The organism is gamma proteobacterium SS-5, from assembly GCA_009497875.2.
Lineage (GTDB): Bacteria > Pseudomonadota > Gammaproteobacteria > Chromatiales > Chromatiaceae > Magnetovirga > Magnetovirga frankeli.
The window spans coordinates 340,838-353,958 of sequence record CP032508.2; the positions used below are offsets into that span (position 1 = coordinate 340,838).

General features: G+C 66.1%; 12 protein-coding genes. 4 read left to right on the forward strand and 8 right to left on the reverse strand.

All coding sequences use genetic code 11. From position 1 onward, the window contains the following. Nucleotides 1-7 precede the first annotated feature (7 nt). Nucleotides 8-958: a DUF523 and DUF1722 domain-containing protein gene (locus D5125_06810; GenBank protein QFY89215.1), complete on the reverse strand. Its 951-nt coding sequence runs from the start codon at nt 956-958 to the stop codon at nt 8-10. A 93-nt stretch (nt 959-1,051) separates the two neighbouring features. On the opposite strand from D5125_06810, the gene D5125_06815 reads away from it, so the two are divergent. From D5125_06815 to D5125_06825, 3 genes are all read left to right on the forward strand, one after another. Further along, complete coding sequence (locus D5125_06815; GenBank protein ID QFY89216.1) at nt 1,052-1,930, forward strand: MerR family transcriptional regulator; 879 nt, start codon at nt 1,052-1,054, stop codon at nt 1,928-1,930. Further along, complete coding sequence (locus D5125_06820) at nt 1,923-3,350, forward strand: deoxyribodipyrimidine photo-lyase (GenBank protein ID QFY89217.1); 1,428 nt, start codon at nt 1,923-1,925, stop codon at nt 3,348-3,350. The genes D5125_06815 and D5125_06820 overlap by 8 nt, the downstream gene beginning before the upstream one ends. A gap of 665 nt (nt 3,351-4,015) precedes the next feature. Beyond that, entirely contained in the window at nt 4,016-5,002 is a 987-nt protein-coding gene (locus tag D5125_06825; GenBank protein ID QFY89218.1) for a TAXI family TRAP transporter solute-binding subunit, read from the forward strand. 16 nt (nt 5,003-5,018) lie between these two features. Here the strand turns inward: D5125_06825 and hypF are convergent, their stop codons facing one another. From hypF to recG, 6 genes are all read right to left on the reverse strand, one after another. Then, nucleotides 5,019-7,394 (reverse strand): carbamoyltransferase HypF, encoded by a 2,376-nt coding sequence (gene hypF / locus D5125_06830; GenBank protein QFY91077.1) that lies wholly within the window; start codon nt 7,392-7,394, stop codon nt 5,019-5,021. A 59-nt stretch (nt 7,395-7,453) separates the two neighbouring features. Beyond that, nucleotides 7,454-7,651: an SAP domain-containing protein gene (locus D5125_06835; GenBank protein QFY91078.1), complete on the reverse strand. Its 198-nt coding sequence runs from the start codon at nt 7,649-7,651 to the stop codon at nt 7,454-7,456. An 86-nt stretch (nt 7,652-7,737) separates the two neighbouring features. After that, a complete protein-coding gene (locus D5125_06840; protein QFY89219.1) occupies nt 7,738-8,298 on the reverse strand; it encodes a DUF3299 domain-containing protein in 561 nt (186 codons plus the stop codon). Beyond that, nucleotides 8,298-9,185, reverse strand: coding sequence for a 4-hydroxybenzoate octaprenyltransferase (ubiA, locus tag D5125_06845; protein QFY89220.1), 888 nt, complete (start codon nt 9,183-9,185; stop codon nt 8,298-8,300). Before ubiA ends, D5125_06840 begins: the two co-directional genes overlap by 1 nt. A 96-nt stretch (nt 9,186-9,281) precedes the next feature. Next, nucleotides 9,282-9,800 (reverse strand): chorismate lyase, encoded by a 519-nt coding sequence (locus D5125_06850; protein ID QFY89221.1) that lies wholly within the window; start codon nt 9,798-9,800, stop codon nt 9,282-9,284. A gap of 354 nt (nt 9,801-10,154) precedes the next feature. Continuing rightward, nucleotides 10,155-12,245, reverse strand: a complete 2,091-nt coding sequence (recG, locus tag D5125_06855) for an ATP-dependent DNA helicase RecG (protein ID QFY89222.1) — start codon at nt 12,243-12,245, stop codon at nt 10,155-10,157. Between the two features lie 52 nt (nt 12,246-12,297). On the opposite strand from recG, the gene D5125_06860 reads away from it, so the two are divergent. After that, nucleotides 12,298-12,714 (forward strand): YjbQ family protein, encoded by a 417-nt coding sequence (locus D5125_06860; GenBank protein ID QFY89223.1) that lies wholly within the window; start codon nt 12,298-12,300, stop codon nt 12,712-12,714. Nucleotides 12,715-12,724: 10 nt separating this feature from the next. On the opposite strand, the gene D5125_06865 is transcribed toward D5125_06860, so the two are convergent. Then, nucleotides 12,725-13,108: a RidA family protein gene (locus D5125_06865; GenBank protein ID QFY89224.1), complete on the reverse strand. Its 384-nt coding sequence runs from the start codon at nt 13,106-13,108 to the stop codon at nt 12,725-12,727. Nucleotides 13,109-13,121: the final 13 nt, after the last annotated feature.

A 13,121-nucleotide genomic window follows, 5' to 3' on the forward strand; every position in this document is an offset into this window, starting at 1 on the left:
CTGGGATTCAGATCGGCCCCTGGGGTGCCAGATGATCGGGATAGGGGGCAAACAAATGCTGCTCCGCCAGCCACTCATGGGGGTGGCGGCGCAGGTGATGGCGCAACAGGGTGAGGGGGGCCTGGAGCGACACCCGCTGCTCGCGATAGGCCTCGAACAGCTCCAGCAGCTCACGCTTGTCTTCCGCGTCCAGTTGCTGCTTGAAGAAGCCCATGACATGCTGCAATACATTGACCATGCGGCCACGGCTTGGGGTCAGGGTCATCACCTGCATGAAGCGCTGGAAATAACGCCCCGCCCGCTCGGCCTGGTCGTTGCGGTCAGGGTCGGCCACCAGTTGGCCCAGCTCGCGGTAATAGCTATCGCCGCGGGCCATCAGCTGGAGCTTGTGGCTGGCGTGAAACCGCTCCAGGGCGGCCTTGTCACTCTGTATATCGGCCATGCTTCGCCAGCGATGGTGGGCAAATACCCGCTCAAAGAAGCCATCTCGCAGATGCGGGTCGTTGAGCCGACCTTCCTCTTCCAGCGGCAGCAGGGGCAGGTTCTGCTGGAGAAATCGGGCAAACAGGCCGGTGCCCTCGCGGACCTTGTGGCCGGTCTCGGCGTCCTCCACCGAGAGGCGCTCCAGGCCACAGCTGGGCGAGGACTTCTTCAGGATAAAGCCATCCAGTTGCACCAGCCGGGACCGCTGAAGCCGGGCAAACTCCTGCATCTGCTCGGTATAATCCTGCGCCGCATCCCGCGTCTGCACCAGGCGTATCTGTCCCTGCCGCCGCCGCAGATGGAGGGTCGGTCGGGGCACCGGCAGGCCGATGCCGGTTTCCGGGCAGAAGGCCTCAAGCTCGGCGAATCGGGCCAGGCGGTCGGTCACCAGCTGATTGCGGCAATGACCGCCGTCGTAGCGCACCGCCTGACCCAGCAGGCAGGCGCTGACGCCGATCTTGGGCTTGTGGTTCATCGGGCACCTCGTGCAATCTGATCTTGAGCAAATTATTAGACAAAATTTAGATTTTGTGCAAATATTTTTTTACACAAACCACAGAAGAGCGGCATGGACCACTTCCCCATTCGCATCATTGCCGAGCTAAGCGGCGTCCCCGCCACCACCCTGCGCGCCTGGGAGCGCCGTTATGGCCTGCTCCAACCCGGCCGCGCACCATCGGGGCACAGGCTCTACACCCCGGCGGACCTGGAACGGGTGAAGCGGGTGGTGCGCCTGCTGGATGCCGGGCTGCCCATCCGCGAGGCGGCAAAGCAGGTCAAGCAAGGCCGGGATGGCGCGCTGCCCAGCCACCCCAGAGAACACTGGCAGGTGCTGCGGCGGCGGCTGCTCAACTGCCTGGGTGGCTTTGACCAGCAGAAACTGGACGGCCTGTATAACGAGGCCCTGTCCCTATACCCCTTCGACCTGGTCTGTGAGCAGCTGATCACCCCCCTGCTGCAGGCGCTGGCAGAGCGCTGGCCGCAACGGCCCGCAGCCATCGCCGAGGAGCATTTCTTCAGCGCCTATCTGCGCAACAAGCTGGGCTCGCGCCTGCATCATGAGGCCCCGCGCAGCCGGGGCCGACCCCTACTGCTGGCCTGCGTACCGGCTGAGCGCCACGAGATCGGCCTGCTCATGTTTGCCCTGGCCCTGCTCGGGCGCGGCTACCGGGTCATCTACCTGGGGCCGGACCTGCCCCTGGAGCAGATCGGCCCCGTGGTGGAGCGCACCGGCGCGGTGGCCGTGGTGCTCTCCGCCACCACCCGAATGCCGGACCTTTCTGCCCTGAGTGAGCTGATCGACCGGCTCGGCATACCCCTGTGTCTGGGCGGTGCCCAGGCCGAGGCCCAGGCCGAGCCGATCCGCGCCTGCGGTGCCTACCCCATCGGCGGCCAGATCCCCCTGGCCCTGAGCCTGATCGAGCAACTGGCACCTGCCCATGGCTGACCCCTGCCTATCACCAGATGCGCCCTCGGCAATCGCCCCCAGGCGCGTGCTACACTGGTTTCGCCGTGACCTGCGCCTGGCCGATAACCCGGCCCTGGAGGCTATCGGTCAACGCGGCGACTCGCTACTGGCGGTCTATATCCACGCCCCCGAGGAAGAGGCCCCCTGGCAGCCCGGCGCGGCCAGCCGCTGGTGGCTGCACCACAGCCTGGCGGCGCTGCGCGATCGCCTGGCCCGGCAGGGTATCTGCCTGCTGTTTTTTCATGGAGAGACAGGCCCTATCCTGAGTCGGCTCTGCGCCCAGCTGGGGATAGACACCCTCAGCTGGAACCGCCGCTACGAGCCCCGACTCTGGCAGCGGGATCAGCTGCTGGCCGAGGCCCTCAGTGCCCAGGGGCTGGCCCTGGAGGCATGGGATGACGGCGTACTTTGCCCGCCGGGGCAGCTGCTCAATCAACAGGGACGGCCCTACCGGGTGTATGGCCCCTTCATGCGCCGCCTGCGCCTGTTGACCGACAGCGCCCCGCTGCCGCTGGGCCCACCGCTGCCGCCCCGGCTGCGGCCCCTGCCGCTGGATCAGGCCCTTGCTCCGGGTTGTAGCCTGGAGCAACTGGGCCTGCTCGATGCCCAACCCTGGCATGAAAAACTGCATGACCACTGGCAACCGGGGGAGGGTGCCGCCTGGGCACGGCTGGAGGGGTTCTTGCAAGCCCCCATCGACCACTACGCCGAGGACCGCGACCGCCCCGACCGGGCCGGTACCAGCCGCCTCTCGCCCCATCTGCATTTCGGCGAGATCAGCCCGCAGCGGGTGCTGGGCAATGTGCAGCCGCTGCTGGCCGGTGAGGGCGGCGGCCGGCCCGGGCAGTCGGCCGAGCGTCTGTACAACCAGCTGGGCTGGCGTGAGTTCGCCCGCCACCTGCTGTGGCATTTTCCGGATAGTGATTTGCAGTCTCTGGATGGCCGTTTCGATGCCCTCTGGCAGGAGGATGCCGAGTGGCTGCGACGCTGGCAGGACGGCCGCACCGGCATCGCCCTGGTGGATGCCGGCATGGCCGAGCTGTGGCAGAGCGGTTGGATGCACAACCGGGTACGCATGGTGGCGGGCTCATTGCTGACCAAGAACCTGGGCATCCCCTGGCAGGCCGGGGCACGCTGGTTCTGGGATACCCTGGTGGACGCCGATCTGGCCAACAACAGCCTGGGTTGGCAGTGGATCGCCGGTTGCGGGGCCGATGCCGCGCCCTATTTCCGCGTCTTCAACCCCCAGCTGCAGGCCAAGAAGTTCGACCCCCAAGGCCGCTATCAGGCCCGCTGGCTGGGCAGCGACCCCCTGCCCGAGCCGATCATCGATCTCGCCAGCAGTCGGACCCAGGCCCTGGCCAGATACCAAGGGATGCGGCAGTCCAATCCCGCCTGACCTGGGGTGGAAGGCCTGACAGCCAGCGCCGCAAACTGACCTGCCACCACCCTGCCCTGGACCTATCGATCCGATTGGCTGAGGTTTGTGGATCATCGGGAGTAACTACTCAGACCCTCAAGCCCCTCGCCCCTTTGAGGAAACCACTGTGGTAGAGAGTTGGTCTCCCCCTTTGCAAAAGGGGGATTGAGGGGGCTTTTGGCGCTGCTAGGAGCCTGTCGGGTTTAGGATGCGCCTACTGCGCCGGTGGGAAGAACGGCCCAGAATTATTTTAAACATTGGCCCCGATTTTTCGTTGCGTAGGGAAACTTAGCGCCTCAAAATCGTGAAAATTTGTTCTCGTTCTCCCACCTTGCTCGCTACGGGCACCTAAACCCGATAGTTACGCGGGAGCTGAAGAAATCCCCCCTGCCCCCCTTTGAAAAAGGGGGGAGATTTGAATAGCCCCCCCCTTTGTGAAAGGGGGGGTTGAGTAGCCCCCTTTGTAAAGAGGGGATTTGAATAGCCCCTTTGTAAAGGGGGGCATTTGCACCTCTCCTTGGGGATGAGAGTCGGCGAGTAGTTACCCTGGCAGGGTCTTGGGGCCGCATCCGGTTTCAGCTTCCGCTTGAGCCGGGTTAGGATAGTGGCCGAAGCCATGATCCAATCACCCCAGGAGCAACCCCATGCGTACAACCCATCTTCCGATCCCCCGCGCACTGATCTCTCTGGCCCTGGGCCTGTGCCTGGCACTGCCGGGCCTGGCCTCTGCCAGCAACTTCATCACCATAGGCACCGGCGGCGTCACGGGCGTCTATTACCCCACCGGCGGGGCCATCTGCCGCCTGGTCAACAAGGGCCGCAAGCAGCATGGCATCCGCTGCTCGGTGGAGTCCACCGGCGGCTCCGTGTATAACCTCAACAGCATTCGCGCCGGGGAGCTGGATATGGGCGTGGTGCAGTCCGATTGGCAATACCACGCCTATCACGGCAGCGACCGCTTCGCCGCGCGGGGGCCGGACAAGGCGTTGCGCGCGGTGTTTTCGGTCCACGCCGAGCCCTTCACCCTGCTGGCGCGCAAGGACGCCAACATCAACACCCTGGACGACCTCAAGGGCAAGCGGGTGAATATCGGCAACCCCGGCTCCGGCCAGCGCGGCACCATGGAGGTGGTGATGCAGGCCAAGGGCTGGAGCAAGGACGATTTCAGCCTGGCCTCGGAACTCAAGGCCGCCGAGCAGGCCCGCGCCCTGTGCGACAACAAGATCGACGCCATGGTCTATGTGGTGGGTCACCCCAACGGCTCCATCAAGGAAGCCACCACCTCCTGCGAAACCCGCCTGGTGCCGGTCACCGGTGCCGAGATCGACCAGCTGGTAACGGCCAACGCCTATTACCGCAAGGCCGTCATCCCCGGCGGCATGTACAGCGGCAATCCGCAGGACGTCAACACCTTTGGCGTCGGTGCCACCTTTGTCTCCTCCACCCGCACCCCGGCCGACACCATCTATCAGCTGGTCAAGGCGGTGTTCGAGAACTTCGACGACTTCCGCAAGCTGCACCCGGCCTTTGCCAACTTGGATAAGCGGGCCATGGTTCGCGACAGCCTCTCCGCGCCCTTGCACGAGGGGGCCGAGCGCTATTACCGGGAAGCGGGATTGCTGACAGACTAAGGCGGCCCAGATGGCCCTAGGGGTGGGCGGCGGCAATCACCGCCTGACCCAGGGCCAGGCCGCCGTCGTTAGCCGGGACTTGCTGCTGGCTGAGCACCCGCAACCCGGCCGCTTCCAGGCGCTGGACCAGGACCTCGAACAGGGTCTTGTTCTGCATCACGCCGCCGGACAGGGCGATGCTGTTAAGCCCCTGGCTGGCGGCCAGTTGCCGGGCCAGTTCGCACAGGGCATCGGCCAGGCCGAGGTGGAAGCGGGCGGCGATGCGGGCCGGGGCCTCGCCCCGTTGCAGGTCTTGCAGCAGTTGCAGCCACATGGGCGCGGGGTCTAGTTCAATCAGACCAGAGTCAGAGTCGGGGGTGAGAGCGAAGGGGTAGTTTGGCTGTTGGTGATCCGCTTCGGGGCCCGACCTGCCGAGCTCTGCGTCAGTTATATCTTCACGGGCCAGGGCCTCCAGCGCCATCGCCGCTTCGCCTTCGAAGGAAATCCCACTGCGACAGATGTCCAGCACCCCGGCCACGGCATCGAACAGGCGACCACAGGAGCTGCTCAGCGGCGAGTTGAGGCCACGGTCCAGCATGTTGAGCAGCAGTGCGATGGGCTGCTGCTGGAGCCATTGGATCGGCTCCAGGTCGGGGAAGTCGGCGCAGACTCGCGCCCAGCCCAGGTGCTCGACCAGATGGGCCAGGGTATTGCGCCAGGGCTCGCGCATGGCCTGATTGCCGCCGGGCAGGCGCGCCGGTTTGAGCCGGGCCAGGCGGCGGTAGCCACGGTAGTCCGCCAGCAGAAATTCCGCCCCCCAGATGCTGCCGTCATCCCCCAAGCCCAGACCGTCCAGGGCCAGACCCAATACCTTCGGGCCATCCAGGGGCCAGGCGTTGTCCGCGAGCACGCTGGCGATGTGGGCGAAGTGGTGCTGCACCCGGATCAGCGGCAGGTTGTCGCCAGCGGCCAGGGCCTCGCCCTGGCGGCTGGACTGGTAATCCGGGTGCAGGTCGATGGCGATGCGCTGGGGCTGGTGTTGATAGAGCTGCAGATAGAGCTCCAGGGTGCGGCGGTATTCCTCGGCGGTGTGGGCCTCGTGCAGGTCGCCCAGGTGCTGGCAGAGGATGGCCTGGCCGTCCTTGAGCAGACAGAAGGTGTTTTTCAGCTCGCCGCCCATGGCCAGCACCGGCGGCAGCGCGGCGAACCCAGGCGGTAAGTTGAGCGGTGCCGGGGCGAAGCCACGGGCGCGGCGCAGCAGGCGCGGCTGGCCTGCAATAACGCGCATCACCGAATCATCCACCCGGTTGAGGATGGGGCGATCGTGCAGCACAAAGGCGTCGGCCAGGTCCTTGAGCCGATCCAGGGCCTCGGCGTTTGCGATGCACTGGGGCTCTTCGCTGAGATTGGCGCTGGTCATCACCAGCGGCCGCTCCCAATCCGCCAGCAGCAGCTGGTGCAGGGGGCTGTAGGCGAGCATGAAGCCGAGATTGGTCTGGCCGGGGGCGAGCTGGTCGGGCAGATGCTCCGGCCCGCCTGCTGCCAGCAGCAGCACCGGCGCGGCGGCGGAACTCAGCATCCCAGCCTCGGCCGGGCTGCACTGGACATAGCGGCGGATGACCTCCAGATCACGCGCCATGAGGGCGAAGGGCTTGCCCTGGCGGCGCTTGCGCTGGCGCAGCCGGTCTATCACCTCGGGGTTGGCGGCATCGCAGGCGAGGTGAAAGCCGCCTATGCCCTTGATCGCCAGAATCCAGCCCGCGGCGAGCAGGCGGCTGGCGCAGGCGATGGCGTCCTCGCCCTCCTGCAGCTCGGGTTGCGCCAGCCCGGCCTGCAGCCAGACCCGGGGGCCGCATTGTGGGCAGGCATTGGGCTGGGCGTGGAAGCGGCGATCGGCCGGGTCCTCGTATTCCGCCCGGCAGGCCGGACAGAGGGGAAAGCCGGCCATGCTGGTGTTGGCGCGGTCGTAGGGGATGCGCCGGACGATGCTCAGGCGCGGGCCGCAGTGGGTGCAGTTGGTGAAGGGATAGCGGTAGCGGCGATTGGCGGGGTCGCGAATCTCGGCGGCACAGGCAGCGCAGGTGGCGGCATCGGCGATCACGCCGGTGTGCACCTCGCCGCTGTGGCTGGGGCGGATGGAAAAGCCCGCTGGGGGCGTGGCACCGCTCAGGTCGTCGTGCCCAATCCGGTTGCGCTCGATACAATCGATTCGCGCCAGGGGCGGGGCCTCTTGCTCCAGGGCCTGGGCAAAGACCTGCAAGGCCTCTGGCCCACCCCAGACCTCGATCAGCACCCCCTCGGCATCGTTGCACACCCAGCCTGCCAGGCCCTGTGTTTGGGCCAGGTGCCAGACATGGGGCCTGAACCCCACCCCCTGCACCAGTCCCCGCACCCGAATATGCTCAGCCGAGATCACGTATCACTCGGCCCCTGGGGAATGCCTTGGGCAGATCCTTGCCGATAGGTAGCAGCTCAGGCCTTGGCAAATTCGGCGCTACAGTCTTCCCGCCAGAGGCAGGAGACCTCGGGACAGTCCTGGATGCGTTCGGTACCGAAGCACTGAGGGTTGTCTTCCGCCTCTTGGATGAGCCGAATCAGCTCGGCCTTCTTGATGCGGCCCGACTTGATTCCGAGTTGGCTGGCGAGTTTCTTGACATCCGGCATTTTGATCATGGGATAGGCTCCAGGGGACTTGGTTTTGGTTGAACAACGGCAAGATTACGCAGGTAATTTTACATAGATTTTACCCAGGGGCATCAATCTTCTTCATAGGGCTCAACCTGGGCGTCGTCCATGCTGTAACCGGCCGCGCCCAGCTCGTTGCTGGTACGCTCGATCGAAAGCCGACCTATCACCCACACCGCCTCGTACAGATTGTCGGCGGCAAGCCCGGCCCCTTGCGGCAGGCGGACGTGGACCATCTGATTGGCCGGTGGCGGCGGAACATGGATGCAGGCACCAAAATAGGGTACCAGGAAAAAACTGCTGACCTCATCCCCCTGGGTCTCCAGGGGCACCACAAAGCCCGGCATCTTCACCCGCTTGCCGGCCAGTTCCTCCACCACCGGGGCGATCTTCCACACCGCCTTGAGTTCGCGCATGAACTCCTCGGCGCGGGGGTCGTTGTCCTCCATCTGATCCAGGTCGTATTTCTCGAACAGGCCCTCGGGATTGAAGTCCTCCGGCACCAGGGCGTCCCAGCTCAGCTCCTCTGCCGGGGGCTCGGCCGCAGACTCAGCCAGGACCGGGGCGAGGGGCGCCATGGCGAGGACAGCAAGACCGAGCAGGAGAGACAGCAACAGGGATTTAGACTTCATCAGAGATAATCCAGAAACAGGCCAATAAAGATGAACATGCCGAACCAATTGTTATGCAAAAAGGCCTCGAAGCAGGGCTTGGGCTGGCGCTCGCGAATCAGCCATTGCTGATAGAGCACCGAACCGCTCGCCGCCAGCAGGCCCAGATAATAGGCCAGGCCCAGCCCCAGGCGCAGCCCCAGGGCCAGCAGCAGGCCCAGCATCAGCAGCTGCAGCAGGCCGATGATCAGCCGATCATGCCGCCCGAACAGGATGGCGGCGGATTTGACGCCGATCTTCAGATCGTCCTCCCGATCCACCATGGCGTACTGGGTATCGTAGATCATCGCCCAGATCACCGCTGCGGCATAGAGCAGCCAGCCCTCGGCTGGCACCGCCTCGGTCACGGCGGTGAAGGCCATGGGCACGGCCCAGCCAAAGGCCATGCCCAACACCAGCTGGGGCAGGTGAGTAAAGCGTTTCATGAAGGGATAGAGCGCCGCCAGGGCCAGGGCCACCAGGGACAGGGCGATGGTGGTCCAGTTGAGCAACAGCACCAGGCCGAAGGAGGCCAGAGCGAGCAGGGCGAACAGCAGCAGCGCCTCGCCCGCGGAGATGGCCCCGGTGGCCAGGGGTCGCCTGCGGGTGCGGCTGACATGACCGTCGATATGACGGTCGGCATAGTCGTTGATGGCGCAACCGGCCGAGCGCATCAGCACCCCACCGAGCACAAAGATCAGCACCAGCGACCAGTCCGGCCGCCCCGCCGAGGCAATCCACAGGGCCCAGAGCGGCGGCCAGAGCAGCAGATAGATGCCAATCGGCCGCCGGATGCGGATCAGGTCGGCATAGGCCGACCAGCGGCCGGGCCGAGGTGGGGTGATCTTGATGGGTGGTAACTCTGTCATGGATCTGGATTCAATACCAAGACGCCGAGGGGCAGCCCCCGGCCGGTGGAAACTCGGTTGTTTGTCTATAGCGGCCCGTATCTTAACCCGTACACCTCAGGGGATTAACCGCCCTTGCCTGATTTCCAGCTCCGACAGGAATACCTCGTTCACCAACAAGGGCTTGCCGGCAAAGCGGAACAGGGTGCGGCGGCCCCAGAGCCGCTCCGGGCGCTGTGCCAGTCCGGCCACGGCCTTTTCGTACAGGCTCTGGCCCGGTTGCAGGCGGGCAAACTCCATCAGACCGCGCTCGGCGCTGGGGTCGGCAAACAGCAACGCCCCCAGCGGACGATTGCCCAGCCGGGTCAGCCGCCGCGCCGCGCCGCGCAGGCTGGTGAGCGGGATCAGGCTGCGGGCGAACACCCAGGTCTGATCGCCGCAGTTGAGTCTGACCTCGCGCACCAACGCCAGCCGCCCGGGGTGCAAGGCCAGCCGCGCCGCCTCGCTGGGCAGCGGTCGGTGGCGGCGCTGCTCCAGCAGCTGCACGCCAAAGCCCTGCCCACAGGCGGCCTGCAGGCGCCGGGTCAGGGAGCCGCTATCCTCCAGCCAATCCCGCATCGGCGCCGACGGCAGCATGTGGCCAGCCAAACGGCCATGCCATTGCGGCTCGCTGCGGCTGGAGTGTGCACTAGCAAAAGGAGATAAGCTGGTCACTGCTGTTAGATATTTCAGTCCGCAAATGAACGCAAATTAACGCGCAATGGCAAAAAAATTGCTCAGGAGCGCGGGCCGCTGGCCCGCCAGTGCAGGCGAGACGCCAGCAGAATTCAGCGCCACCCATCTCCACCAACCCCTCGACTCTGGCCTCCTGCTTCGTTCTGCATCCGTGCAATCATCTCCCCGGAGTGGCGAGGGGCTTTGGCCCTCATTCTTCTCTGCGCCCTCTGCGCTTCTTAGCGTTCTCTGCGTCCGCTTTAATCATTGTCGCACTCAGACGCGGCCATAATCCAGCCGCTGGCCGACCCAGCGGGCAATCAGGGGCTGGGCCGCCTGGGGGTGCTCGCGCAACAGTTCGTCGGCCAGCTGCTGGGCCTGGGGCACCAGGGCGTCGTCCTGCACCAGATCGGCGATGCGCATGCGCACCGCGCCGGTCTGGCGCGAGCCCAGCACCTCGCCGGGGCCGCGCAGCTCCAGGTCGCGGCGGGCGATATGAAAGCCGTCGTTGGTCTCGCGCATCACCTCAAGGCGGGCGCGGGCGTTTTCGCTCAGGGGGGCCTTGTAGAGCAGCAGGCAGTGGCTCTCCACCGAGCCACGGCCGACCCGGCCGCGCAGCTGGTGCAGCTGGGCCAGGCCCAGCCGCTCGGGGTTTTCGATGATCATCAGGCTGGCGTTGGGCACATCCACCCCCACCTCGATCACCGTGGTGGCCACCAGCAGATCCAGCTCGGCGTTCTTGAATGCCAGCATCATCGCCTCCTTTTCCGACGGCTTGAGGCGGCCATGGACCAGGCCGATGCGCAAGTCGCTCAGGGCCTCGCTCAGCTCGGCGGCGGTCTGCTCGGCGGCCTGGCACTGCAAGGCCTCGGATTCCTCGATCAGGGTGCAGACCCAGTAAGCCTGACGCCCATTCATGCAGGCCCGCTCCACCCGCTGGATCACCTCGGCGCGGCGGCTGTCGGGCAGGGCGACGGTGTTCACCGGGGTACGCCCCGGCGGCAGCTCGTCGATCACCGAGATGTCCAGGTCGGCATAGGCGGTCATCGCCAGGGTGCGCGGGATGGGGGTGGCGGTCATCACCAGCTGATGGGGCACGCGGCCATCCCCGCTGCCCTTTTCGTGCAGGGCCAGACGCTGATGCACGCCGAAGCGGTGCTGTTCATCGACGATCACCAGGCCCAGGGCGTGAAAGCGCACCTCCTGTTGGAACAGGGCATGGGTGCCGATGATCAGCTGCAGCTCGCCGCTGGCCAGGGCCGCCAGCCGCTCCTTGCGCTCCGCTCCCTTGGCGCGACTGCTGAGGTAACCCACGCGCACCCCCAGCGGCCCCAGCCAGCCGCTGAGGTTACGCTGATGCTGCTCCGCCAGCAGTTCGGTGGGGGCCATCAGCGCCGCCTGGGCACCGGCCTCCACCGCCTGCAGTGCCGCCAGGGCCGCCACCAGGGTCTTGCCCGAGCCCACATCCCCCTGCACCAGGCGCAGCATGGGCACCGGCTGGGCCAGGTCGCGGCCGATCTCGCTACTGACCCGCCGCTGCGCGCCGGTGAGCGAGAACGCCAGCCCGGCGAGCAGGCCCTGACAGAGGCGGCCATCGCCCGCCAGCGCCGGTGCCAGCTGGCTGCGCTGGTGCTGACGTAGCTGGCGCAGGGACAGCTGATGGGCCAGCAGTTCCTCCAGCACCAGACGCCGACGGGCGGGGAAATCACCCCCCTCCAACAGGGCCAGCGGGGTCTGCGGCGGGGGCCGGTGGATGAAGCCCAGGGCCTCGCCCAGGCTGGGAAGGTCAAAGCGCTGGCGGATGGGTTGGGGCAGGTGTTCCGGCAGGCACAACTGGCCAGAATCCAGCAGGGTCAGGGCCTTGTCGGTGAGATCGCGCCAGCTGAGCTGGTGCATGCCCTCGGTGGTGGGATAGATGGGGGTCAGGCTTTCTTCCACCGCCTCGATCTGGCCGGGCTGTACCCGGCGGTATTCCGGGTGGATGATCTCCAGACTGGCGGGGCCGGGGCGCACCTCGCCAAAGCAGCGCAACCGCGCCCCCGGCACCAGATTGTGCTGCTGCGCCGGGGAGAAGTGGAAGAAGCGCAGGAACAGGGCACCGCTGCCATCGGCCAGGCGCACCAGCAGGGAGCGCCGCCGCCCCTGCTTGACCTGAACCAGCTCCACCTCGCCTTCGATCACCGATTGGTCACCGGGGCGCAGGCTGCCAATGGGGGTTAGCCGCGTACGGTCCTGGTATCTCAGGGGCAGATGGAACAGAATGTCCTGTACCGAGTGGATCTCCAGTCGCGCCAGCTTCTCCACCGTCTTCGGGCCTATGCCCTTGAGATGGGTCAGCGGCAGGGGCTGTGGGTCGGCTGCGGGCATGGCTCAGTTTCCATCCCGGTTGGGCCGGGGTTGTATGCACAAGGGGGCAAACATGATCTTTCAACAGGGCCTGGTGTTCGATACCTCCGGCCGGGGCAGCTACAACATCACCCAGACGGTGGCCAAGGTGGTGGCCGAAAGCGGTCTGCGCCGGGGGCTGTGCCAGGTATTTGTACAGCATACCAGCGCCTCGCTGATGCTGTGCGAAAACGCCGACCCGACGGTGCGCAGGGACCTGGAGATGATCCTCTCCCGCCTGGCCCCGGATGCCGACCCCGGTTACCGCCACACCCTGGAGGGGCCGGACGATATGTCGGCGCACATCCGCTCCATCCTGACCAAGATGGACCTGTGCCTGCCGGTGCGCGACGGCCACCTGGCCCTGGGGGGCTGGCAGGGTATATTCCTCTATGAGCACCGCAGCCAGCCGCAGATGCGCTCCCTGCTGGTGACCCTGAACGGCGAATAGCCCGCAGGGCTCAGCCCAGGACCATCACCGCGTCCATCTCCACCCCAGCGTCCTTGGGCAGCGAGGCCACGCCGACGGCGGCGCGGGCCGGATAGGGCTGCGCAAAGTACTCGGCCATGACCTGGTTGACCAGAGGGAAGTGGCTCAGATCGGTGAGAAAGATGTTCAGCTTGACGATGTCCGCCAGGGAGCCGCCGGCCGCCTCGGCAACGGCGCTGAGGTTGTCGAACACCCGCCGCACCTGCGCCTCCATGCCGCCCTCCACCATCTGCATGGTCGCGGGCACCAGGGGGATCTGCCCGGACAGATAGACCGTATCCCCCACGCGCACGGCCTGAGAATAGGTGCCTATGGCTTGGGGGGCCTGTTCGGTCGAGATGATCTGTTTGTTCATGGAAACTCCCACA

Coding starts and splice junctions, on each gene's coding strand:
- D5125_06860 (QFY89223.1), top strand. CDS start 12,298: ATGATCTTTCAACAGGGCCTGGTGTTCGATACCTCCGGCCGGGGCAGC.
- D5125_06820 (QFY89217.1), top strand. CDS start 1,923: ATGGCTGACCCCTGCCTATCACCAGATGCGCCCTCGGCAATCGCCCCC.
- recG (QFY89222.1), bottom strand. CDS start 12,245: ATGCCCGCAGCCGACCCACAGCCCCTGCCGCTGACCCATCTCAAGGGC.
- D5125_06840 (QFY89219.1), bottom strand. CDS start 8,298: ATGAAGTCTAAATCCCTGTTGCTGTCTCTCCTGCTCGGTCTTGCTGTC.
- D5125_06825 (QFY89218.1), top strand. CDS start 4,016: ATGCGTACAACCCATCTTCCGATCCCCCGCGCACTGATCTCTCTGGCC.
- ubiA (QFY89220.1), bottom strand. CDS start 9,185: ATGACAGAGTTACCACCCATCAAGATCACCCCACCTCGGCCCGGCCGC.
- D5125_06865 (QFY89224.1), bottom strand. CDS start 13,108: ATGAACAAACAGATCATCTCGACCGAACAGGCCCCCCAAGCCATAGGC.
- D5125_06815 (QFY89216.1), top strand. CDS start 1,052: ATGGACCACTTCCCCATTCGCATCATTGCCGAGCTAAGCGGCGTCCCC.
- D5125_06850 (QFY89221.1), bottom strand. CDS start 9,800: ATGCTGCCGTCGGCGCCGATGCGGGATTGGCTGGAGGATAGCGGCTCC.
- D5125_06810 (QFY89215.1), bottom strand. CDS start 958: ATGAACCACAAGCCCAAGATCGGCGTCAGCGCCTGCCTGCTGGGTCAG.